We start from the raw sequence: 1,689 nt of genomic DNA, 5'->3' as shown, positions 1-1,689 counted from the left end.
TCCCTGACCTTGAGTCCCGGACCTCTGCCGCCCGGACAAGGGCATTGATCACAGAGCCTTCTTACCGCCGGACTCCTGGTGAGCGAGCCGCCGTCGTATACAGCCGAGGAGCTCGTCGGTGTCGACCGGCTTGGTCACATAGTCGTCGGCACCGGCGGCGAGACACTTCTGCCGGTCGCCCGGCATGGCCTTCGCGGTGACGGCAATAATCGGCAACGTGACAAAACGGGGTATTTCCCGGATCGCCGTCATCGTGGCGTAACCATCCATTTCCGGCATCATCACGTCCACGAGAATGAGGTCGACGCCGTCGGTGGCGAGCAGGACATCGATACCCATACGTCCGTCGGGCGCGTGGATCACGATCAGACCGTAAAGTTCGAGGATGCCGGTGATGGCAAACACGTTCCGGACGTCGTCGTCGATCACAAGAATCTTACGGTCGCGGAGCGCGTCGTATGTCAGGGCGTCACCGTCACCGGGCAATACCGCGGTCTCCGTCGGGACTGCGGCGAAGGGCACCACACCATCCGGCTGATCGGTACTGTCCGGACGGTCGGCGGACAGCTGCGAGACAATGCGTTCGCGAAGCTCGTCCAGGGAGGACAGCGGCTCCATACGGCGGATCCGGAAACGGGCCTGAGCGAGGCGCTGCCGACTGACGCCGATCCTGTGCGCAGGGTACGCGAAGATCGGCGGCTGCTGCAGGTCCTGGCTTTCCTGGAGCCTTTCGAGGAAATCGAATGCGGACGAGCCGGGAAGGGCCAGGTCGAGCACGACGCAGTCGTACAGCGTCGCGGAAAGAGCCGCGATCGCGTCGTCGGGACTCGTTACCGAGGTGATGCGGACGGATCTGTGGGTGTCGGCGAGTTCCGCGGCGACGTTTTTCGCGAGAAGAGCGAGCAGGCCGTTGTCATCGGGTTCGAGCACCAGCAGACGGCGCCGGGCGGGCGTCAGCGCGAGCTCCGGCACCGGCGTGGGCGCGGGTACCGGCAGACCGGAAGGCGCCGGCAGACCGGAAACGGCCGGCAACGTGGGGTCATGGGCTTGTTCACCGGTCGCCTCGGGCGCGGACACGGGCAGGGACAGCGGCAGATAAAGGGTGAAGGTGCTACCCCGACCGAACTCGCTCTGAGCGCGGATCACACCGCCGAGCAGGGCCGCGACCTCGCGTGAAATGGACAGGCCGAGGCCGGTTCCGCCGAATCTGCGGCTGGTGCTGCCATCACCTTGCTGAAAGGCTCCGAAGAGCTTGTCCAGGTTCTCCTCGGCGATGCCGATGCCCGTGTCGATCACAGAGAATGCGATGGCCGGGCGCTGCTCATCGTCGAGGGCACGGCCGCTGACCATCCGTATCCGAAGTTCCACCTCACCCTGCTGGGTGAACTTGACCGCGTTGGACAGCAGGTTACGCAGCACCTGCTGCAGACGCTGCTGATCGCTGATCAGTGCGTCCGGCACGTCGGCGGCGACGTCGACGGTGAACCGCAGACCCTTCTCCGCGATGACCGGACGGAAGGTGGCCTGGACGTCCTCGAGAAGCTCACTGAGGGCGAAGCGCTCCAGGTGGATGTCAATCTTGCCGGCCTCGACTTTCGAAAGATCGAGGATGTCGTTGATGAGCTGTAGGAGGTCGGAGCCGGCGGAATGGATGACGTTGGCGTACTCGACCTCCTTCGGGGTCAGGTT

General features: G+C 64.6%; 1 protein-coding gene. It reads right to left on the bottom strand.

What is annotated here, in order from left to right; translation table 11 throughout:
• Positions 1 to 48 precede the first annotated feature (48 nt).
• Positions 49 to 1,689, bottom strand: a 1,641-nt coding sequence (locus DD1DGNOD_RS28675; RefSeq protein ID WP_131769379.1) for a response regulator, incomplete at its 5' end; no start/stop codon positions are given.

Source organism: Candidatus Protofrankia californiensis (genome assembly GCF_900634765.1).
Lineage (GTDB): Bacteria > Actinomycetota > Actinomycetes > Frankiales > Frankiaceae > Protofrankia > Protofrankia californiensis.
The sequence above is the reverse complement of the archived record's forward strand: the minus strand, read 5'-3'. Positions and strand labels throughout refer to the sequence as shown.